Origin of the sequence: Phenylobacterium sp., assembly GCF_046291545.1 — a bacterium.
In the GTDB taxonomy this organism is placed as follows: Bacteria; Pseudomonadota; Alphaproteobacteria; order Caulobacterales; family Caulobacteraceae; genus Phenylobacterium.
The window spans coordinates 114,497-135,528 of record NZ_JBKBSM010000003.1; the positions used below are offsets into that span (position 1 = coordinate 114,497).

Sequence of the window (21,032 nt, forward strand, 5' to 3'; positions counted from 1 at the left end):
TCCATGTAGGTTGAGGTGAAAGGCGGCCGCCCCGAGGAGTCGGCGCGGCCAGGACTAGAGGCGCATGCGGCCGATGGCCGGGTCGGTGCGGCTGGCGCGTCCCGTTTCCAGGTGGCCGGCGTAGCGGCGCAGGAACCCGGGGTCGTCGGCCAGGGTCAGGGTCAGGTCGTACCAGTGGTCGCTGGCGCTGAGGTCCCAGGCGGAGACGGCGGGGGCGTCCGGGCGCAGGGCCAGCGTCCGGCGCGCGTCGCCCTCCACGAGTGGATAGTCGCCGTTCATCTCCACCGTCGCCGCGCCCAGGCTGGGGCCGGGCTGAGTGAGCGTCAGCACCAGCCGCCCCTCCCGGCCGGCCGCCTGCACCCCGGGGCTCGCGCGCCGCGCGTCTCCGGCGAAGCGACGGAAGAAGCCGTTGGGCCCGTGGACCGCGAAGTCGTATTCGCCAGGTCCCGCCACGGCGTTCCACTCGCCGGCCGAGTGCCGGTGGCCGGCGCCGATCGTATAGCGCCAGGGGCCGAGCCGGTCGGTGTTGTCGAAGACCTGGAAGACGGCGCCCGCCGCGCCAGCGTTGGCGAAATCGATCCAGACCCGGCCGTCCTCGATCCGCACGTCGCAGGTCAGGTCGTACGGAAGGGGCCGCGCCGGGCGTTGCGGCCCGTCCTGCCGCGCCGCGACCTGGACCGCCGGGATCCGAAGGCTCGCCGCCCCCTTCGAGCGGCGCACGCGCGCCATGTAGTCGGCGGTCTGCGGGAGGGCGAGCCTGGTCCAGTCCTGGTTCGGCGCCGCGAAGTCGAAGGCCGAGGTCAGGTCGCCGCAGACCGCACGCCGCCAGGGACTGATGTTCGGCTCCAGGACGCCGAAGCGCTTCTCCAGGAACTTCAGGGTCGAGGTGTGATCGAACACCTCGGAGCAGACGTAGCCGCCGCGGCTCCAGGGCGAGACGATGATCGCCGGCACGCGGATGCCGAGGCCCAGCGCATGGCGCCCGCTCACGAGCGGCGCGGCCGGATCGTCGCCCCTCACCCCCTCGCCGTAGTCCTTGTGCTCGCCGATCACGGGCACCGTCGAGTGGCCGTCCTGCGGCAGGATCGGCGGCATCGGCGGAAGCATGTGGTCATAGAAGCCGCCCGCCTCGTCGTAGTTCACGATGAACACGGTCTTGGCGAAGACCTCGGGATGGTCGACCAGCGCCTCGATCAGCTTGGCGCAGACGTGTTCGCCCTTGGAGGGTTCGGCCGTAGGATGTTCCGAAAGATCCTTGGCGGTCACGATCCACGAGACCTGCGGCAGGCGGTCGGCCGCCAGATCCTCGCGGAACGCCTCGACCAGTTGCTCGCCGTCCGACCGCGTCCGGTCGGCGCCGGTCTTGTGCTCCGACACCCACGAGCGGCCGCGGGAATAGAGCGGCGAGTCCTTGGCGCAGGGGCGGAACGGCTTGAACACCGACAGGATGTTGTCGCCGTAGTTGTCGTACTCCTGATAGACCTTCCAGCTTATCCCGGCCGCCTGCAGCCGCTCGGCGTAGGTGGTCCAGTCATGCGGGCCGCGGGCCATTTCACGGTCCTCGGCCATGTCGGCGCTAGGGGTCTCGTCCTCGCCGTAATTGCTCATCTCCGGATCGCCGCCGACCATCCCGCCGCCGTTGCATCCGGTCCAAAGGTGCAGCCGGTTGGGGTAGGTCTGGGTCAGGGTCGAGCAGTGATAGGCGTCGCAGATCGTGAAGGCGCTGGCCAGCGCGTGGTAGAACGGCAGGTCCGAGCCCTTGTAGTAGACCATCCGCTTGTGCAGTTCGCCGCTGCGGCCCCACTGGTCGTAGCGCCCGCCGTTCACGATGCGGCAGGCCTCCACATGTCCCTGCTCCGAGCCGTCGACCGTATAGGCGTTGCTGGCTTTGGAATCCCCGTAGAACGGGGCCACGAAGCCATCCGGATGCTCCGAGCTCGGCTGTCGCCAGACAGAGGCGCCGCCGGGCAGGCGCAGCGGCCGCGGGTCGCCGAAGCCGCGAACCCCGTTCATCGCGCCGAAGTAGTGATCGAAGGCGCGGTTCTCCTGCATGAAGATCACCACGTGCTCGACGTCCTGGATCGTCCCGGTGACGTGGCGCGCCGGGATGGCCAGGGCCTTGCGGACGGCCAGCGGCAGGGCGCCCAGCGCCGCGCCGGCGGCGAGCCCGCCCGCGGTGGCGCGAAGGAAGGCGCGGCGGTCGGTCTTCATGGCCTGCTCTCCTGTCGAGAATGCGATGCGATTTTGGTATAGACCAATTCCGCGACGCGGCGGACGAAGCTTTCATGAAGCCTGCGCAACCGGATCGTGTCGCAAGGAGGCCGCCCGCATGCGGCGGCGACGCGCCTTGACCGCCGTCGGCGCGCTTCGCATTTTGCAGCGCCTGCGGGATTCCGCCGCGCGCCCAGCGAGACCCGCTCCAGATGCCCCCACCTAAGGTCGCCCTGCCCCCCCCGCGTGCGGACGCGGCCAGCGGACTGCACTATCTGAACATGCGCGACTACATCGCCGGCCGCATCACGGCGGGCGAGCTGAAGCCCGGGGCGCGCCTGCCTTCCGAGCGCGACCTGCAGACCGGGGCCGGCGTCGCCCGGGGGACGATCCGCGAGGGGCTGTTCCAGCTGGAGGCGGAGGGGATCATCTATCGCAAGGACCGCAGCGGCTGGTACGTCTCGCCGCCGCCCGTGGTCTACGACCCGACGCGCTGGGACGGCTTCATGTCCTATGTGGAGGCCCAGGGCCGCACGCCCTCGACCGAGACCCTCGGCAAGACCGAGATCGCCTGCGACGCCTTGCTGGCCGAGGTGTTCGGCCGCCCGATCGGCTCGCCCATGTACCTGATCCGCCGGCGCCGCTACATCGATGGCCGGGCGGTCCTCGTGGAGAGCATCGTCGTCGATCCGGCGATGGCCCCGGGGGTGCTGTCGCACGACCTTGACCGTTCGCTGACCAGCATCCTGAAGAGCGCCTACAACATCTCCGTCGCCCGCAACCGGGTGGAGATGCAGCCCTGCGCCCTGATCCGGGAGGAAGCCGAGGCGCTGCGGGTCAAGTCGGGCCTGCCGGGCCTGAGCGTGGTGCGCACCAGCTACGACGCCCTGGGCAGGGTGGTCGAATTCGACCGCGAGTACTGGCGCCACGACGCCCTGAAGATCAGCGTCGACATTCGCCTCACCTGACGATCGTCATCCGCACGACATCTAACTGGACTAGTCCAGTTTGCCGATGGCCAGCGGCTGGAGGCGAACCGTGCGGACCCGATTGCAGCAGCGCCTGGAGCACGCCCACCCCGCGCTGTTCGTCCTTTTCGCCGGCCTGGCCGGGTTCTGCGCCTACTTCTCGATGTACGCCTTCCGCAAGCCCTTCACGGCGGCGACCTTCGACGTCGTGCCGGGCTGGACCTTCGCCCTGGACTACAAGATCGCGCTGGTGATCGCCCAGGTGGCCGGCTACGCCCTGTCCAAGCTGATCGGGGTGCGGGTGATCTCCGAAATGGGGCCGGACCGGCGCGGGCAGGCGATCCTGGCCCTGATCGGCGCGGCCTGGCTGGCCCTGGTGGCCTTCGCCCTCGTGCCGGCGCCCTGGAACGTCGCGGCCCTGTTCCTCAACGGCCTGCCCCTCGGCATGATCTGGGGGCTGGTGTTCGGCTACATGGAGGGTCGGCGCACGTCCGAGGTGCTTGGGGCGATCCTCTGCGCCAGCTTCATCGCCTCGTCGGGGGTGGTGAAGTCGGCGGCCAAGATCCTGATGCAGGACGGGGTCGGCCCGTTCTGGGCGCCGGCGGCCACCGGCGCGCTCTTCCTGCCGCTGCTGGCCGTCTCGGTGTGGGCGCTGGAGCAGTTACCGCCGCCCAGCGCCGCTGACGAGGCCGAGCGGGTTCGCCGCGCGCCCATGAGCCGCGCAGACCGGCGCGCCTTCCTGGCGACCTACGCTCCCGGCATCGGCCTGCTGGTCGCCGGCTACGTTCTGCTCACCGCCTTCCGCGACTTCCGGGACAACTTCGCGGCCGAGATCTGGACGGCCCTGGGCTACGGCGACGCCTCCAGCGTGTTCACCGCCAGCGAACTGCCGGTCGCCGCGCTCTCCCTGGGCGTGCTCGCCGCCCTGATGGCGGTGCGCGACAACCTGCGGGCCCTTCTGGCCATGCACGGGGTGATCCTAGCTGGCTTCGTCCTGCTGGGCGCCTCCACTCTGGCGTTCCAGGCGCGGCTGATCGGCCCCCTGCCCTGGATGATCCTCAACGGCGCGGGGCTCTACATGGCCTACACCCCGTTCAACGCCATGCTGTTCGACCGCCTGATCGCCTATAGCGGCCGCGCGGCGACGGCCGGCTTCCTGATCTATGTGGCGGACGCGTCCGGCTACATGGGCAGCGTCGCCCTGCTGGTCTGGAAAAACTTCGGCGCGACCGCGCTCGACTGGCTGCAGTACTTCATCTCAGGCGCCTACGCCGTCAGCCTCGTGGGGCTGAGCTTCACGGCCCTGTCGATGATCTACTTCGCCCGCCGGCCGCGCACCTCGGCGCCCGCGGCCCTCGTCGCCGAGGGCCTTGCGTCCTGATCCGGGCCGCTGCGGCTGGACCCGCCGCCGTGGGGATGGCATGACCGCAGGCGGTCGAACAGTCGGAAGAGGATTCGCATCTTGGCGAGGCGACCGATGGCGGCGAGCGCCGATACGGGCAGGCTGAGGGCCCGCGGCCGCACGGCCGACCACGCGCCGGTGGAGAACGCCCTTTCGCGCATCCGCGCCCTGCACCCCGGCTTTCCGCCGGGGGCGCGTCGCATCGCCGACTTCGTGCTCGAGCAGCCCGAGCGGATCGTGCGGATGTCGGTGACGGAGCTGTCGGAAGCCACCGAGTCCAGCGAGGGCAGCGTCATCAACTTCTGCCAAAAGCTCGGCCTCTCAGGCTTCCAGCAGCTGAAGCTGAGTCTGGCCCAGGAGATCGTCCAGCCGGTGCACTTCATCCATGAGGACCTAGAGCCCGAGGACGACGCCGACACGGTCTGCCGAAAGATCTTCCACTCCGGCATCCAGGTGCTGCGCGACACCCTCACCGTGCTCGATCCCAAGGCCCTGGCGCGCTCGGTCGAGGTATTCCGCAGCGCCAAACGGATCGAGATCTACGGGATCGGCTCGTCCGCGCCGATCGCCGAGGACGCCCACTACCGCATGCTGCGCATCGGCCTGGAGGCCAAGGTTGTCATCGACAGCCATATCCAGGCGATCAGCGCCTCGCAGACCGATCCCGACGTGGCGGTCCTGACCGTGTCCCACTCCGGCTCGACCCACGAGACCGTGACTTCGACCAAGCTGGCCAAGCAGGCGGGCGCCAAGACGGTGGTCATCACCAACTACGCGCGCTCGCCCATCCAGGCGCACGCCGACGTGGTGCTTTTCACCATGGCGCGGGAGACCCGCTTTCGCACCGAAGCGATGACCAGCCGGATCGCACAGTTGTGCGTTCTCGACGCGCTCATCGCGGCCTTGGCCCTGGCCGACTACGACCGCGCCACCGAGACCTTGCAACGCACCTTCGACATCCTGTCGATCAAGCGCTTCTGATCGCCGGGGCCTCAGCGCTCCACAAGGTCCTCGATGGAAAGGTCGGCGCGTTCCCCCACCCAAATCGCCCCGAGCCCCAGCGCCCGGGCGCCGGCGATGTCGGTGTGGGGATTGTCGCCGACCATCACCGCCCGGCCGGGTCCCGTCCCAAGCACGGCGCAGGCGCTTTCGAACAGTCCAGGCGCGGGCTTGCCGATCACCTCCATCTCGATCCCGTCCGGATCGACGCAGGCCAGAATCGCCGCCAGCAGCGCCCCCGTCTCCGGCGTGACCCGCCCGTTCGGCCCCGGATGGGCGCCGTCGGGGTTGGCCACGATCAGGCGCGCGCCCCGCGTCAGGCTGTTCACGGCCCGCTCCAGCCGCGCATAGCTGAAGCGGGTGTCGCGCAGCAGCACGACGAGGTCGGCCTCCTCGCGCACCAAATTCAGCCCCAGCGACTGGGCGTGCGCCCGCATGCGGCTGTCGCCGAGCACCAGCGCCCGCCGCGAGCCGGCGCGGGCGGCCCGCTTAAGGGCTTCGTCGCCTGCCAGGATCACCCGCTCCGAAGCGATGGGGGCCCCGGCGTCGGCGAGCAGCGCGGCGAACATGTGCGGCAGATGGGTGGAGTTGTTCGAGACGATGGCGACCCGGTCGGCGTGGGCGCGGATCAGCCTGAGGGCGGCCGGAAGCGGCCGGTCGCCGAGCGCGACGCAGCCGTCCCAGTCCAGCAGCACACCTTCCGCCTGCGACAGGGCCTGCCGGCCGGCCACCGCTGCGGGGCTGTCCCTGCGCTGAGGGACGTGTAGCGGCGACCTCAACGGTCTGCTCCGGATGTTGCGGCGCGCGGTTCCACTATGCTCATTTCAGCTTCACGAGTGAGTGAGTTTATCTCAGGCTCCGCCGGCGAAGGCGCCCTGCGTCCGTCGCGAGCGGCGGGCGGGCCCGCGCCGCTGGAGGCGGCGTCGGCGATGGCGGGGTTGGATGACATCCGCCCTACCGGGCGAAGACCGGCGGCGGGATCGCCTCCCGCCGCCGCGTCTCCCGGCCCCCAGAGGGGAAGCGAGAGGGCCGAACCTGTCCCTAGAAGCGGGTGGAGAAGGAGAGGTAGAAGGAGCGCGGCTTACCCTCGAAGGGATAGCCGTAGTAGTAGCTGGGGTCGGTCGTCTTCACCTGGCCACGGGCGTAGGCCTGGCTGTAGCGCAGGTTGCCGAAGCCGTAGCGCTCGGCGTAGTCCTCATCCAGCAGGTTGACGATGCGCAGCTGCAGCTGGTGCTGCATCTCCTTGCCCATGAAGTAGTTGATGGTCGCATTGACCACCGCGTAGTTGCCGAAATTGGTGCGGTACTGTGGACGACCTTTGATCGTAAGCCCGCCTGTCGCCCATTCGGAGCCCTGCACCCGGGGCATCACCGCCACGTTCCAGCGGCGGTCCGGAGAGGTCCAGGACACCGTGCCCGACCAGAACCAGGCCGGGGTCTCGCCGATCTGCTCGCCCTTCTGCAGGCCGCTATCGGCGGAGGCGTCTTGCGAGGTGTAGCCGAGGTTGACTTTCCAGGCGTCGCCGATTGCGACGTTCAGGTCCGCCGTCGCGCCGAGAATCTTGGTGAGGGCGGGGTCGTTGTAATAGGTGTTGCGCGCGTCGAAGGCGCCCTCCGGCGGCACCGGGAAGCCGGTCGTCGTGCGGATTCGGTCGGTGATCTCGGTTTTGAAGCCTGAGACCTCAAGGCCCACCCGGATGTCCCCGTAGGAGCCCTCGAACCCCACCCCGGCGTTGTAGGTCTCGGTGTGCTCGGCCTGCAGGTCCGGGTTGCCCTTTACTGTCAGGGTTTCGTTGAACAGCTCGGTGTTGCGCGGGAGGCTGTAGGAGGTGCCCCCGTTGGCCCGCACATAGAAGCCCCAGGGCAGCGGCTGGCGCAGGCCGAACTTCCAGATCGTCTCGCTGTCTTCGCTCGGCAGGATGTCCGTGCGCACCGCCAGCGACAGCTTGGTGGAAGGGCTGAAGGGGATCCGCGGGCGGACGTCGACGAAGAACCCGGTGGTCGTAGCGGTGTCGTCCGGCACCGGGAACTCGACGGCCGAATCGTCGTGATAGCTGACGATCTGCACGCCGGCGACGGCCTCGCCGAGCTCTTCGAAGGCGACGGTGTTGCGCATCGTCAGGCCCATTTCCTTGAAGCCGGCCCGACGCTCGTTCGAGGCGCCGTAGCCATGGTTCGCCGCCGCGAAGACCAGACCCGACCATTCGCCGAACGGATGGATCACGCCCGTGGCCGGATCCTTACAGCCCGCCTGAACGAGGCAGATGTCCGGATAGAGCTCCGTGTTCCAGATCTTGGGGTTGCTGTAGTAGGCCGCCACTTCCGTGCGCAGGTGCTCGGACCAGCGGTGGTCGAGCGCGGCGTCGAAGATCGGATAGCGGACGGTGTTTGGTGAGTGGATCTCACTGCTCGGGAAGGAGTCCTGGAACCAGCTTTCGGTGTATTCGCCATTCAGACGCAGCTCGGTGTCCTCGCTGATCTTCCACAGGTACTTCACGCCGATCTCGTTGCGGTTCAGCGGGTAGTCCTGCTGCCCACCGGCCAAGCGCACGTTGTCGACCAGGTCGTCTGGATTGAAGATTCGGGGCCCGTCGGTGGCCAGCATCGAGCCGTAGAACATCAGGCTGTGACGGCCTTCCTCGTCGATCGGGAACGAGTAGTTGCCCCAGATCTCGCGGGTCTCGAAGGAGCCGTAGCTGACACCGAACTCCCCCTTGCGGGAGCCGTCGGGCCGCTTGGAGACCAGGCTCACCACGCCAATGCCGCCGTTGGAGCCGAAGAACAGGCTGTTGCCGCCGCGGAAGACCTCCATCGTCTCGATCATGTGCGGATCGATCGTGGTGGAACCCCAGATGTCCTCCAGGGCCGGGCCGCGGTCGTAGAGCGGCACGCCGTCCCGCACCACCAGGGTGTCGCGGTCGCCGCCCCCATCGAGGCGGATGGTGTATTCGCCCTCGTCGGGCGAGTAGCCGATGTTCACGCCCTTGACGAGGAACTGGGCCAGTTCGGCGAAGTTTGTCGCGCCGCTGACCCGCACGTCCTCGGCGGTGACGATCTGCACGGCGTTGCCGTACTCGACCGCTTCGATGGCGGTGGCGGTGACCACCTCGCGCCGACCGATCACCTCGACGCCGGACACCTCGTTGCTGCGCGGCCCATCGGCGTCCTCGGCGGCGAGGGCCAGGCTGGGAATGGCGGCCGAGGCCAGCAGCAGGCCGACGTAGCCGGCCAGCGATGAGACAGATTTCGCGGTCATGGACCCGCCCCCTTCATACGGTTGACGCTGCCGCGACGGCGGGGCGCCCCCGGTTCGTCGCTTGGCGGCGGCTGCTTAGGCGCGGCTTGTGACAACAGAATGAAAATTCCTCACTTCCGCTTTCTTGTCGAAATGAGCTTATTGCGGATGAATCACCCCCCCACGCCCGCCGCGCGCCGACGCCGAGAGCCTCATGGGCGTTCTCCATCATCCGTCGGAAAGGGCTCGGGTTTCTCTGAATCGCCTTGTCGGACGACGGAGGATCGGCGTGAGGCTCTCTGTTCGCCGATGTCGCGCCTCCGCCGCCCGTCGATGAGCCGATCGCATTTGTGAAATTATCTTGAATGAGTACTTTTCATTCTCATGTCATACGTGGCCGCTATGCCGCGCGGCGCCGCAACCGCCACGCCTAAGGACTGAACCCATGGTTTCGCCTGATCGCCGCTCGTTTCTGAGACTCGCCGCCGCCGGCGCTGCCGGCGCCGGGCTGGCGGCCATGCCCCTGGCGATCCGCCAGGCCCTCGCCGTCCCCGCCGCCCAGGTCACGGGCACCATCAAGGACGTGAAACACGTGGTGATCCTGATGCAGGAGAACCGCTCGTTCGACCACTATTTCGGGACCATGCGCGGCGTGCGCGGCTTCGGCGACCGCCACCCCATTCCCCTGGTCGGCGGCCGCAACGTGTGGCGCCAGTCCGACGGCGCGCAGGAGATCCCACCCTTCCACCTGGACACGCGGACCACCGACGCCCTGCGCGTGCCCGGCACGCCCCACTCCTACAGGGACGCCCAGGGCGCCTGGGGACAGGGCAAGATCGAGGTCTGGCCCAAGTACAAAACCCCCTACTCCATGGGCTACTACCGGCGAGAGGACATCCCCTTCCAGTTCGCCCTGGCCGAGGCCTTCACCATCTGCGACGCCTACCACTGCTCGGTGACCGCGGGCACGGACCCCAACCGCATCGTCTTCTGGTCGGGCTCCAGCAACGACCCGGCCCTTCGGGACAAAGGGATCGACTGCACCGACGAGCACTCCGAGCCGGACAACTGGCGTTGCTGGGTCAAGGGCGCCCTGCCCGAGCCGGGTTACCAGTACGCCGGCAACGACCTGCGCTGGCCAACCATCCCTGACGTGCTCGAGAAGGCCGGCGTCTCCTGGCGCATCTATCAGAACCCGAACAACAACTGGACCGGCGCCATGCATGGCGGCCTGGCCTTCGAGAGCTTCCGCCACTGTCGGCCGGGCTCGGGCCTCTACGACAACGGCATGAGCGACTGGTCCCTCGACGCCTTGAAGCGCCACGTGGAGGAGGACGCCCTTCCCCAGGTCTCCTGGGTGCTGCCCTCGCCGCCCTATTCGGAGCACCCCGGCCCCTCTTCGCCGATCCAGGGTGCAGAGTTCACGTCCAAGGTGCTGGAGTGCCTGACCGCCAATCCCGCGGTTTGGGCCAAGACGGTCTTCTTCCTGACTTTCGATGAGAACGACGGCCTGTTCGACCACCTGCCGCCGGCCGCCCCGCCCTCCTACGACGCGGCCGGCCGGCTCGCCGGCAGGTCGACGCTGGATCTGAAGGGCCACTACTTCTCCGACCCACAGCGCAAGCACATCGCCGACGACGACCTGGAAAGCGGGCTCCTGCGCCCCTTCGGTCTGGGGCCGCGCGTGCCGATGTACGTCGTCTCGCCCTGGAGCAAGGGGGGCTGGGTGAGTTCCCAGGTGTTCGACCACACCTCGGTCGGCCAGTTCCTGGAAAAGCGGTTCGACGTGGTGATCCCGGCGATCAGCGCCTGGCATCGCGCTATCTGCGGCGACCTCACCTCGGCCTTCGACTTTGAGCGCCCCAACGATCCGGCCTTCCCAGACCTACCGGACGTGACGGGGGCATCGGCTGTGGTGCTCGAGCACATCCAACGGCCGCACGTGGTCCCGCCGGAGCGGCCGCAGCCGCTGTTCCAGGAGCCGGGCGTGCGCCCGTCCCGCGCGCTGCCCTATGAGCTGCACGTCGAGGCCAGCGCCGAGCCATCGCTCGGCCGCCTCACCCTGGCCCTGCGCAACACCGGCATGGCGGGCGCGGTCTTCCACGTCTACGACCGCTTGCACCTGGATCGGATCCCCCGGCGCTACACGGTCGAGGCGGGCAAGTCACTGAGCGACTCCTGGGACGCCCGCGACGGCCGCTACGACCTGACGGTGCATGGTCCCAACGGCTTCCGGCGCGACTTCGTGGCCGAAGCCGGCGGCGCGGACGCCGAGATCGAGGTACAGTACAATCCCGCCCAGCGTCAGGTCCGGCTCATCCTGCGCAATCGCTCGCGCGCCGCGCTGTCCCTCAAGGTGGCCCACAACGCCTATGGGGAGGCGGACGACATTGTCACCCTCAAACCAGGGGCGCGGGCCCAGCGGGAGTGGTCGGTCGCCGATCAGGGAGACTGGTATGATGTCTCCGTCACGGCGCCAGGGTTCGAACGCCGGGCCGCGGGGCGCATGGAGACCGGCCGCCACGGGATCAGCGACCCGGCGATGGGCATCTGATCTTCCCGCCCCGCCGAGTCCAGGATCACCTGCGGCGGCGGCGCGAGATTTTCTGCTCTTCGCCACCGAATGGAATTAGGCTCACAGTCGCGCTCCCGGCCAGCCGGGAGCGCGCTCGGAGGACCGGCGCGGACAAGGCCGGCCCCGGCGAGTGGCAGTGGGAGGAAGTCGTGAAGGGCCCAGCAATCTTCCTGGCGCAGTTCGCTTCGGACGAGGCGCCGTTCAACAGCCTGAAGTCGATCGCCGAATGGGCTGGCCGGCTGGGCTACAAGGGCGTGCAGATCCCCACCTGGGACCGGCGGCTGTTCGATCTGCAGCTGGCCGCCGAGAGCGACGCCTATTGCGACGAGGTGCGCGGCGTGCTGGCCGACGCCGGCGTCGAGGTCTCCGAACTGTCGACGCACAGCCAGGGCCAGCTCGTGGCGGTGCACCCGGCCTATGACGAGCTGTTCGACGGCGGCGTTCCCAGGCAGGTGCGCGGCAATCCCAAGGCGCGCCAGGAATGGGCGGTGGAGCAGGTGCTGCTGGGCGCCAAGGCCTCGCGGCGCTTGGGGCTGGATGCGCACGTGACGTTCTCAGGTTCCCTGGCGTGGCCGTATCTCTACCCCTATCCGCAGAGGCCCGAGGGGCTGGTCGAGGCGGCGTTCGACGAGTTGGCGCGGCGCTGGCGGCCGATCCTCGACGCGTTCGACGAAGCCGGCGTCGATCTCTGCTACGAGGTCCATCCCAGCGAAGACCTGTTCGACGGGGCGACGGTCGAGATGTTCTGGGACCGGGTGGATCATCACCCGCGCGCCTGCCTGCTGTACGACCCCAGCCACTTCATGCTGCAGCAGCTCGACTACCTCGAGTACATCGACCTCTACCACGACCGGATTCGGATGTTTCACGTCAAGGACGCGGAGTTCCGCCCGACCGGGCGCCAGGGCGTCTACGGCGGCTACCAGGGCTGGAAGGAACGGGCGGGCCGCTTCCGCTCGCTGGGCGACGGGCAGATCGACTTCCGCGCCATCTTCTCGAAGTTCGCGCAGTACGGCTATCGCGGTTGGGCGGTGCTCGAATGGGAGTGCGCGCTGAAGGACCCGGAGGACGGCGCGCGCGAAGGCGCCCCGTTCATCCGCGACCACATCATCCGCGTGACCGGCAGGAGCTTCGACGACTTCGTCGCGACAGGCGTGGACGCGGCGGCCAACCGAAGGATGCTCGGCCTTGACCGCTGAAGCGGCGCCGAGGCGACGGCTTCGCCTCGGCATGGTGGGCGGGGGCGAAGGCGCGTTCATCGGCGGGGTGCACCGGATGGCGGCCCGGCTGGACGACCGCTGGACGCTGGTCGCCGGGGCGTTCAGCGCCGATCCCGCGGCCTCGATCGCCTTCGGCCGCTCGCTCGGACTGGCGCAGGATCGCTGCTACGGCGACTGGCGGACGATGGCCCAGGCCGAGGCGACGCGGCCGGACCGCATCGACGCGGTGGCGATCGTAACGCCGAACCACCTGCATCACGGCCCGGCGCGCGCGTTCCTGGACGCCGGGGTCGCGGTGATCTGCGACAAGCCGCTCACCACCACGCTGGCCGACGCGCTGGACCTGGCGCAGACGGTCGAGCGCACCGGCGCGCCGTTCGTGCTGACGCACAACTACAGCGGCTATGCGATGGTCCGGCAGATGCGCGCGATGGTCGCCGACGGCGCGTTGGGCGCCATTCGCGTCGTGCAGGCGGAGTATGCGCAGGACTGGCTCGCCACCGACCTGAGCGGCAACAAGCAGGCCGACTGGCGGGGCGATCCGGAGCGCGCGGGCGGCGGCGGGGCGCTGGGGGACATCGCCACGCACGCCTACCATCTGGCCGCGTATGTGACGGGATCGCCGGCGGAGGCGATCAGCGCCGAGACCTCGCGGTTCGTGCCGGGGCGGCGCGTCGACGACGACGTGCAGATCCGCCTGCGCTGGGCCGGCGGCGCCCGCGGGCAGCTCTGGGCCAGTCAGGTCGCCATCGGCGTGGCCAATGGCCTGCGGCTGCGCATCTACGGCGAGAAGGCCGCTCTGGAATGGGCCCAGGAGGAGCCGGACCTGCTGCGCTTCACGCGCCTTGGCGAAGCCCCGCAGATCCTGCGGCGCGGCGGGCCGGGGCTTGCGCCGGCTGCGCAGGCGGCGACGCGGATCCCGGCCGGCCATCCGGAGGGCTACCTGGAAGGCTTCGCCCGGATCTACGCCGACGCGGCCGACCTGATCGGCGCCCACGCCGAGGGCCGGCCGGCGCCGGCCGAGCGGCCGCCAGGCGTGAACGACGGCGTGGACGGGGTGCGCTTCATCCAGGCCGCCCTCGCCAGCGCCGCCGAGGACGGCCGTTGGGTCGCATTGAACGGGGCGGAACAGTGATGCGCCAGAGCTTCGCCTGGTGGTCCTTCACCCTCGGCCGAGTCGTGGAACCGGCGGCCTTTCTGCGCCAGGCCGCCGCCGCAGGCGCACAGGGCGTGGAGATGCTGCCGCAGGACCTTTGGCCCCTCGCCCGCGACGCCGGCCTCGCGCTCGTCACCGACACCGGCCACAAGCTCGAAGAAGGATTCAACGACCCGGCGCGCCATGCGGCCCTGCAGGGCCACGTGCGCGGCCGCATCGACGCGGCGGCCGAGGGCGGGGTCGAGGCCGTGATCGTCTTCGCCGGCAACCGGTTCGGCGACAGCTCCGACGAGCGCGCCGTCGCCGCGTGCGTCGAAGGGCTGGGGCCGGTGGTCGCGCACGCCGCCGCCTCCCGGGTCCGGCTGCTGATTGAGCTGCTCAACAGCAAGGTCGACCATCCCGGCCAGCAATGCGATCGCACCGCCTTCGGCGCCGAAGTCGTGCGCCAGGTCGGGTCGCCCTGGCTGAAGCTGCTCTACGACGGCTATCACATGCAGCTGATGGAGGGCGACCTCAGCCGGACCATCAAGGCCAACCTCGACCTGATCGGGCATGTTCACACCGCCGGCGCGCCCGGGCGGCGCGACCTGGACGATCGCCAGGAAATCAACTGGCGCGGGATCGCCGCCCTGCTGCGCCATCTCGGCTACGACCGCTGGGTCGGCCACGAGTTCATTCCGCGCGGAGAGCCCATCGCCGCGCTCAGGAACGCGATCGCGGTGTTCGATGGGTCCGCAGGCGGGGCGTAGGGGGCGAGAATGCAGTTCGACGCGATTATTGTCGGCTCGGGGATGAGCGGCGGCTGGGTCGCCAAGGAGCTGTGCGAGCGCGGCCTGAAGGTTCTGATGCTCGAACGCGGCCCGAACATCGAGCATGGCGCCGACTACAGCCACGAGCTGGCGGGACGGCTGCGCCGGCGCGACGACCAGATTCCCCTGGAAGAGCGCGAGCTGCACTTTCCCTACTACGAGGGCGTCGCCTACGCGATGTTCAACTCGAACAAGAGGTTCTGGGCCAGCGACCACGACCATCCCTACGAGACCGCGCCCGGCAAGCCGTATCGCTGGATTCGCGGCTACCATCTGGGCGGCCGCTCGCTCACCTGGGCGCGGCAGTCCTACCGCTGGGCGCCCGACGACTTCGAATCCAACCTCAAGGACGGGCACGGCGTGGACTGGCCGATCCGCTACGAGGACCTGGAGCCGTGGTACGACCACGTGGAGGCCTTCGCCGGCGTCAGCGGCGACTACGACGGGCTCGCCCAGCTCCCCGACGGCGACTTCCTGCCGCCGTTCGACTTCAACGCCGTCGAGCTGGCCGCCAAGGCGAAGATCGAAGAGGCGTTTCCGACCCGCCGACTGATCATGGGCCGCACGGCGAACCTGAGCCGCGTCGCCAAGGCGCAGATGGACCTCGGCCGAAAGCGCTGTGAGCAGCATGTGCGCTGCCACCATGGCTGTCCGCTCGGCAGCTATTTCTCCTCCCTGGCCGCCACCCTTCCGGCGGCGCGGGCCACGGGCAACCTGACGATCGTCACGGACGCCATCGTCGAGAGCGTGACCTACGATCCGGCGATCGGACGGGCGACAGGCGTGCGGGCGATCGACCGCCTGACCAAGCAGGGCGCCGCCTACCAGGCGCGGCTGGTGTTCCTGAACGCCTCGGCGATCAACACCGCCGCGCTGCTGCTGAACTCGCGCAGCGAAGCCTTCCCGCGGGGCCTGGCCAACGGCAGCGACCAGGTCGGCCGAAACCTCATGGATCACGTGAGCTGCCGGACGGTGAGCGGGATCTACCCCGGCTTCCAGGACACGCCCTATCAGGCGGACCGGCCGACCGGGCTCTATGTGCCGCGCTATGCAAACGTCACCGAGGACGCCAAGCCCTACCTGCGCGGTTTCGGCATCCAGGGGGGCGCCGCCCGCCGTCGCCATCCCAGCGCCGAGCCCGATGCGTCCGGCCAGCCGAAGCGGGCCTGGGTCTTCTCCCTGACGCCGTTCGGCGAGGTGCTGCCGAACCCCGACAATCGGGTCACCCTGTCGACCTCCCGCGTCGACTCCTGGGGCGTGCCGCTTCCGGTGATCGACGCCGAGCATGGCCCGAACGAGCACGCGATGATGCGCGAAGCCGCCCGCGATGCGGCCGCCATGCTGGCGGCCGCGGGATGCACCGACATCACGCCCTGGGAGGAAGCCGGCGCCTATCTCACCCCGCCGGGAGACCGGATCCACGAGATGGGCACGGCGCGCATGGGGCGCGACCCGGCGACCTCGGTCTTCAACGGCTGGTGCCAGGCGCACGAGGTTCCGAACCTCTTCGCCACCGACGGCGCGGTGATGGCCTCCAGCGCCTCGATGAACCCGTCCCTCACCTACATGGCGCTCTCGGCGCGCGCCGCCAACCATGCAGCCGATCTGCTCGAACAGGGAGCTCTCTGATGAAACCCGTCGGCCTGCAACTCTACACCCTGCGCCGGCCGTTTGGCGAAGACCCGATCGGCACGCTCGAGCGGATCAAGGCGGTTGGCTACGACGCCGTGGAGTTCGCTGCGCCGCTGGACATGGACTTTGCCCCGCTGAGCGCGCGCATGAAAGACATCGCCCTCGATTGTCCGTCCGTACACGTAGGACTGGCCGACATCGCCGCCCGGCCTGAGCGGGTGCTGGCCGTGGCGAGGGAGCTCGGCTGCCGGTTCGTCGTGCTGCCCTACGTCGATCCCAGGGACGCCGACTGGCGCGCGGTGGTGGCCCAGGCCGAGGCCTTCGCCCGGCGCGCCGCCGACGAGGGCTTCCGCTTCGCCTATCACCATCACCACTTCGAGTTCGACGACTCGCGCGGGTTCCGCCCGTTCGACATCCTGGTCGGGGAATCCGACCCGTCGCTGCTTCACTTCGAGCTCGACGTCTACTGGCTGAAGACGGGCGGCGAGGATCCGAAGGCGATGATCGAGCGCCTGGCGGGCCGCGTGAAGCTGCTGCACCTGAAGGACATGGCGCCGGACGGGTCGATGGCCGACGTCGGCTCGGGCGTGCTGGACTTCCCCGCCTTGATCGCGGCCAGCCGGGCCGCCGGCGTCGAGCACGTCTTCGTCGAGCACGACGCGCCCCCCAAGCCGTATTGGCCGAGCGTCGAAGCGAGCGTGCGCTACCTAGAGACGCTGGACTAGGTCGGCCTGGCGCCGTGAGGCTGAGGCCAAGACGCGTCGCACTTGGACCGCGCCGGCTCCGCCTTCCGGGTCCGCCTCGTTCTCCTCAGCCGCCGAGGGCGAAGGCCGCTCAGCCCAACCAGCGATAGCCGACGCCCGGCTCAGTGAGGATCAGGGCGGGTTGGGAGGGGTCCGGTTCGATCTTCTGGCGAAGCTGACCGACGAACACCCGCAGGTACTGGACGTCCTGCTCGTGGGCCGGCCCCCACACGGCGGTCAGGAGCTGCCTGTGGGTGACGACCTTGCCGGCCCCGCGCACCAGCTGGGCGAGCAGGTCGTACTCCCGCGGGGACAGGCGGATGGGCTCGCCAGCCCGCGTAACCAGCCGCTTGACGAGGTCGATGGTCAGCTCGCCAGCCGTGACGACCGGGTCTGCGCCCTGGTCTCGCAGCCGATGGCGCAGGGCCACCCGCAGGCGGGCGAGCAGTTCGCCCACGCCGAAGGGCTTTTCGACATAGTCGTCGGCGCCCAGATCGAGAGCGTCGATCTTCTCGGATTCCTTGTCGCGGGCCGAGAGGATGAGGATCGGGCCCTCATAGAAGGCTCTCGCCTTGGACAACGCCGCCTTGCCGTCGAGATCGGGCAGGCCCAGGTCCAGCACCACGGCATCGGGAGCTTTGCGCGCGATTTCCTTCAGGCCCTCGGCCGCGGTGTCTGCACGGACAGGCTCGTAACCTGCGGCGTCGAGGGCCGGGCCAAGGAAGCGATGAATCTGAGGCTCGTCGTCGATGACCAGGATGCGGGGACGATAGTCCGTCATAGGAAACCTTCCGGCGTGGGGCGTTCCTTGGGCAGGCTGATCAGAATCCGCGTCCCCCGGCCGTCGTGAATCGGACTGGCGGCTGCGATCCGACCGCCCATGGCTTCAACAAATCCCTTGGCGATGGCGAGGCCAAGCCCTGCGCCCTTGCCGCGATCGGTGGCCTCCTCCATGCGGCGGAACTTCTCGAAGACTCGCTCCAGCTCGGCTGTGGGTATGCCCCGGCCCTCGTCCTCGACGGAGATCACCACATTGTTGCGGTCCTCGTAGGCCGCCAGCTCGATCGCCGCACCGTCGGGACTGTAGGCGATGGCGTTCTCAAGGATGTTGACCAGAGCCTGCTCCAGCAGGGAGGGGTCGGCCACCACCAGCGTGACCTTGTCCGGAAAGTCCCACGTGACCCGCCGGGCCTCAAGGCGGCGCATCACGCGGTCGACGGCGGCGCGCAGGACGTCGCGCACGTCGATCCAGTCGCGGCGCGTGATCAGCGCCCCGCCTTCCAGCCTGGTCATGTCCAGGAGGTCGCCGACATAGCGGTTAAGCCGCTCGGCCTCTTCGCGGATCGAAAGCAGGAGGTCGTCTCTCACCTTCGCCGAGAGGGTCTTGCCATAGTCGATCAGGGTGGTGGCCGAGCCCAGGACGGTCGCCAGCGGCGTACGCAGGTCGTGGCTCACCGAGTTCAGAAGGGCCGAGCGCAGGCGGTCGGTCCGGCGCAGGGCTTCCGTGTCGGCGGCCGCGGCGGCGAACTCGGCTCGCTCCAGCGCCACGGCGCCCTGGTCGAGCATCGCTGCCACGAAGCGCTCGCCTTCCTCGGTGGCCACGGCGGCCGGCTCGACGCCGGCCACGCCGGCGCGGGCCTTCACGCCTTGCAGCGGGCGGAACGTCCATCCGGCGTTGGGCATGGTGCCAGTGCCCGCGCCGGCGGCCTCGCCCCTCTCCCAAGCCCAGCGGGCGGCGGCCATGTCGCCAGGCGAGAGCGCCTCAAGGGCTGGCGAGGCGGCGGCCACGGCGAGGTCGTCTTCGGTCGGCGTCAGGACAACCGCCCTTCCCCCGGTGGCGGCGGCGAGTTGCTCGGCCAGGGCGAGCGCGGCGTCCACGGCCGTGGCGGCGGACGAGAGGCGCCGGGTGGCCGCAAGGACGGCGGCGATGGCGGAGGCCCGGCGCGACACGGCGCGGGCCTGGTCGCGGACCCGGCCCGTCAGCCATCCGGTGGTCATGGCGACCGCGAAGAACACCGCGAAGGTCAGCACGTCGGCGGGGTGGCCGATCCAGACTGTCAGGCGCGGGGCCAGGAAGAAGAAGTTGTAGACGAAGGCGGCGGCGGCGGCGGCCGTCACCGCGGGCCAAAGACCGAACGCCAGGCCTGAAACGAGGACGCTCAGCATGAACACCATCGCGAGGTTCACGCTCTCGACGTAGCGGTCCAGCGCAAAGGCGACGCCGAAGGCCATAGCGACGAGCATGAGCGCAGCCAGATGGCCGCCCCAGCTGAGATCGCGCAGCGCGCGGCGCGGCCGGGGTTCTGCGACGTGGGGGTCCGCGGATTCTGTAACGATATGCAGCGCCGCGCCGCCCGCCTCGTCCAGTAGGGCGCGGATCAGGTCCCTGCGGAATGGGTTGCGCCGTCGCCCAGCGGCGCGGCCGACCACGATCTGGGTGACGTTGTTGCGCCGCGCGTAGTCGGTCACGCTGGCGACGAGGTCGTCGCCCGTGAGCGACACGGCCGATCCGCCGAGCTGCTCGGCGAGCTTGAGCGCGTCGCGGAGCTTCTGGGCCGCGGCCGCCGACGGCGCAGGGGCGTTCGGCCGCTCCACGTGGGCGACGGTCCACGGCGCGTCCATCATCATGTCCGAAAGGCGCCGGCCGGCCCGCACGAGCGAACTGACCATGGCGTCGGACCCGGCCAGGACCAGGATGCGCTCGCCCGCCGCCCAGGGCCCCTGCACGCCGGCTCGCTTCATCGCGCCGATGAGCTGATCGTCCACGGCCTGGGCGGCGCGGCGCAGGGCCAGCTCGCGCAGAGCCGTCAGGTTCTCCACCTTGAAGAACCGATCTGCGGCCAGCCGGGCGGTCTCGCCCAGATAGACCTTGCCCTCGGCCATCCGCTCCCGGAGCTCCTCAGGCGTGATGTCGATCAGTTCGATCTCATCGGCCCGAGACAGCGCCAGGTCCGGCACGGTTTCGCGCTGGCGGACGCCAGTGATCTTCCAGACGACGTCGACGAGGCTTTCGAGGTGCTGGATGTTCAGGGTCGTCCAGACGTTGACGCCGGCCTTCAGCAGCTCCTCCACATCCTGCCAGCGCTTGGGATGTCGTGAACCGGGGGCGTTGGAGTGGGCGTACTCGTCCACCAGCAGGAGTTCGGGCCGGCGCTCAAGCGCCGCGTCGATGTCGAACTCCAGGAGCGTGTGGCCACGGTGCTCCATCGGCTTGCGCGGCATCACCTCGAGGCCGCGCAGGAGGGCCTGGGTCTCCTTGCGTCCGTGCGTCTCGACGACGCCCACCACGACGTCGCCGCCCTCCGCCTTGCGGCGTCGGGCGGCCCGGAGCATCTCGTAGGTCTTGCCCACCCCCGGCGACATGCCGAGGAAGACCTTCAGCCGCCCCTGGCCCGGACGGGCCGCAGCCAACAGAGCGTCGGGGTCGGGCCTGAGGGGCTCATCGGCGTTCATTGCGGCGGAGGTTGCCTCCTGCCGAAGGCGGCGTCGAGCGCGAGATTGGTCTCGAGCACGTTCACGCGCGGCTGGCCGAGGACGCCGAAAGTACGGCCCTCCACGTGCCGGGCGATCTCGGCCCGGACCAGATCGAGCGGCACGCCCCGTGCGGCGGCGATGCGGCCCGCCTGGAGCTCGGCGTAGGCCGGCGAAATGTGCGGATCGAGACCGGACGCCGACGTGGTCACAGCGTCCGCCGGGATCGCGGTCGCGCCCGTCTCGGCGCGGATCGCCGCGGCGCTCTTGGCGATTCGAACGGCGAGGTCCGGGTTCAGGGGGCCGAGGTTTGATCCGGAGGAGGCCGAGGCGTCATAGCCGGCGGCCGACGGGCGTCCGTGGAGGTACTGGGGCTGGGTGAAGGCCTGGCCGATCAGCGCAGAGCCGACGATGCGTCCACCCGAGCGGACCAGGCTGCCCCCGGCCTGGTCGGGGGCCAGGCGGGCCAGTCCGGTGATCGCCAGCGGATAGGCCAGGCCAAGGAGCACGGTGAAGAACGCAATGGAGACGAAAGCGGGTCGAAGCAGGGAGAACATGGCGGATCCTACGGGAGAGCCGGCGGGCGCGCGGCGCCGCGGCGTTCCGCGGCAT

The 21,032-nt window shown here is 69.6% G+C and carries 15 protein-coding genes; 9 read left to right on the forward strand and 6 right to left on the reverse strand.

From position 1 onward, the window contains the following. Nucleotides 1-54: 54 nt before the first annotated feature. Complete coding sequence (locus tag ACK4YQ_RS10015; RefSeq protein ID WP_409610913.1) at nt 55-2,211, reverse strand: phosphocholine-specific phospholipase C; 2,157 nt, start codon at nt 2,209-2,211, stop codon at nt 55-57. A 212-nt stretch (nt 2,212-2,423) separates the two neighbouring features. Between ACK4YQ_RS10015 and ACK4YQ_RS10020 the strand changes: the two genes are divergently transcribed. The 3 genes from ACK4YQ_RS10020 (at nt 2,424) to ACK4YQ_RS10030 (ending at nt 5,562) form a co-directional block, all read left to right on the forward strand. Further along, nucleotides 2,424-3,179: a UTRA domain-containing protein gene (locus ACK4YQ_RS10020; protein ID WP_409610915.1), complete on the forward strand. Its 756-nt coding sequence runs from the start codon at nt 2,424-2,426 to the stop codon at nt 3,177-3,179. Nucleotides 3,180-3,225: 46 nt separating this feature from the next. Continuing rightward, a complete protein-coding gene (locus ACK4YQ_RS10025; protein WP_409611322.1) occupies nt 3,226-4,560 on the forward strand; it encodes a DUF5690 family protein in 1,335 nt (444 codons plus the stop codon). 81 nt (nt 4,561-4,641) lie between these two features. Next, the gene (locus tag ACK4YQ_RS10030; protein ID WP_409610917.1) at nt 4,642-5,562 is read left to right on the forward strand and encodes a MurR/RpiR family transcriptional regulator; all 921 of its coding nucleotides are present in this window, start codon (nt 4,642-4,644) and stop codon (nt 5,560-5,562) included. 11 nt (nt 5,563-5,573) lie between these two features. Here the strand turns inward: ACK4YQ_RS10030 and ACK4YQ_RS10035 are convergent, their stop codons facing one another. Beyond that, nucleotides 5,574-6,359 carry an HAD-IIA family hydrolase gene (locus ACK4YQ_RS10035; RefSeq protein ID WP_409610919.1) on the reverse strand — a complete coding sequence of 262 codons (786 nt, stop codon included), beginning with the start codon at nt 6,357-6,359 and terminating at the stop codon, nt 5,574-5,576. Between the two features lie 262 nt (nt 6,360-6,621). Further along, complete coding sequence (locus ACK4YQ_RS10040) at nt 6,622-8,835, reverse strand: TonB-dependent receptor plug domain-containing protein (RefSeq protein ID WP_409610921.1); 2,214 nt, start codon at nt 8,833-8,835, stop codon at nt 6,622-6,624. A 424-nt stretch (nt 8,836-9,259) separates the two neighbouring features. On the opposite strand from ACK4YQ_RS10040, the gene ACK4YQ_RS10045 reads away from it, so the two are divergent. From ACK4YQ_RS10045 to ACK4YQ_RS10070, 6 genes are all read left to right on the forward strand, one after another. Next, nucleotides 9,260-11,368: a phosphocholine-specific phospholipase C gene (locus tag ACK4YQ_RS10045; protein ID WP_409610923.1), complete on the forward strand. Its 2,109-nt coding sequence runs from the start codon at nt 9,260-9,262 to the stop codon at nt 11,366-11,368. A gap of 170 nt (nt 11,369-11,538) precedes the next feature. Next, a complete protein-coding gene (locus ACK4YQ_RS10050; protein WP_409610925.1) occupies nt 11,539-12,588 on the forward strand; it encodes a sugar phosphate isomerase/epimerase family protein in 1,050 nt (349 codons plus the stop codon). After that, on the forward strand, nt 12,578-13,744 hold the full coding sequence (locus ACK4YQ_RS10055; protein WP_409610927.1) for a Gfo/Idh/MocA family protein: 1,167 nt from the start codon (nt 12,578-12,580) through the stop codon (nt 13,742-13,744). The genes ACK4YQ_RS10050 and ACK4YQ_RS10055 overlap by 11 nt, the downstream gene beginning before the upstream one ends. Then, a complete protein-coding gene (locus tag ACK4YQ_RS10060) occupies nt 13,744-14,514 on the forward strand; it encodes a TIM barrel protein (RefSeq protein ID WP_409610929.1) in 771 nt (256 codons plus the stop codon). The genes ACK4YQ_RS10055 and ACK4YQ_RS10060 overlap by 1 nt, the downstream gene beginning before the upstream one ends. A gap of 9 nt (nt 14,515-14,523) precedes the next feature. Beyond that, a complete protein-coding gene (locus ACK4YQ_RS10065) occupies nt 14,524-16,203 on the forward strand; it encodes a GMC family oxidoreductase (RefSeq protein ID WP_409610931.1) in 1,680 nt (559 codons plus the stop codon). Next, nucleotides 16,203-16,931, forward strand: a complete 729-nt coding sequence (locus ACK4YQ_RS10070) for a sugar phosphate isomerase/epimerase family protein (protein ID WP_409610933.1) — start codon at nt 16,203-16,205, stop codon at nt 16,929-16,931. Before ACK4YQ_RS10065 ends, ACK4YQ_RS10070 begins: the two co-directional genes overlap by 1 nt. Before the next feature lie 109 nt (nt 16,932-17,040). Here the strand turns inward: ACK4YQ_RS10070 and ACK4YQ_RS10075 are convergent, their stop codons facing one another. The 3 genes from ACK4YQ_RS10075 to kdpC are packed head-to-tail and all read right to left on the reverse strand — an operon-like array spanning nt 17,041 to nt 20,977. Next, the gene (locus ACK4YQ_RS10075; RefSeq protein ID WP_409610935.1) at nt 17,041-17,730 is read right to left on the reverse strand and encodes a winged helix-turn-helix domain-containing protein; all 690 of its coding nucleotides are present in this window, start codon (nt 17,728-17,730) and stop codon (nt 17,041-17,043) included. Beyond that, nucleotides 17,727-20,402: an ATP-binding protein gene (locus tag ACK4YQ_RS10080; protein WP_409610937.1), complete on the reverse strand. Its 2,676-nt coding sequence runs from the start codon at nt 20,400-20,402 to the stop codon at nt 17,727-17,729. The genes ACK4YQ_RS10075 and ACK4YQ_RS10080 overlap by 4 nt, the downstream gene beginning before the upstream one ends. Further along, on the reverse strand, nt 20,399-20,977 hold the full coding sequence (gene kdpC, locus ACK4YQ_RS10085; RefSeq protein ID WP_409610939.1) for a potassium-transporting ATPase subunit KdpC: 579 nt from the start codon (nt 20,975-20,977) through the stop codon (nt 20,399-20,401). Before kdpC ends, ACK4YQ_RS10080 begins: the two co-directional genes overlap by 4 nt. Between the last annotated feature and the right edge of the window lie 55 nt (nt 20,978-21,032).